At 52.5% G+C, this 459-nt stretch carries 1 protein-coding gene; it reads left to right on the forward strand.

Annotated features, from left to right (window positions below):
- Nucleotides 1-135: 135 nt before the first annotated feature.
- Nucleotides 136-459 (forward strand): glutathione peroxidase (locus tag AACU55_RS20625; RefSeq protein WP_134707163.1); only part of this gene is annotated, 324 nt, incomplete at its 3' end.

Here is a 459-nt window from a genome sequence, read left to right on the forward strand (position 1 = left end):
CTTCAGTAGCGCTTTACCAGAAGCGGACACGGCTGGCTATCATCATGGTGTGTTAACCGATGGCGAGCAGGTTAAAGGTCGCCTGTTTGTTATTCTTTTCGTTCGACTTTGCAAATGTGTTCTGAGGATCCCGACATGACCACCTTTCATCAACTTACCGCCACCAGTCTGGGTGGTCAGCTTATCTCTATGGCCGACTACGCTGGCAAGCTGGTTGTGGTGGTGAATACCGCCAGCCATTGTGGCTTCACACCACAATACGCAGGCCTTGAAGCGCTCTACAAGAAGTATGCTGCACAGGGGCTGATGGTGCTCGGTTTTCCCTGCAACCAGTTCGGTAAGCAGGAACCCGGCGGTGCCGACGAAATCGCACAGACTTGTCACATTAACTACGGAGTGAGCTTCCCGATGTTTGAGAAAGTGGAGGTCAACGGAACTGCTACGCACCCTGTGTTTAGG

Source organism: Rahnella sp. CJA17(1/100) (assembly GCF_963881615.1).
Taxonomy (GTDB): Bacteria; Pseudomonadota; Gammaproteobacteria; order Enterobacterales; family Enterobacteriaceae; genus Rahnella; species Rahnella aceris.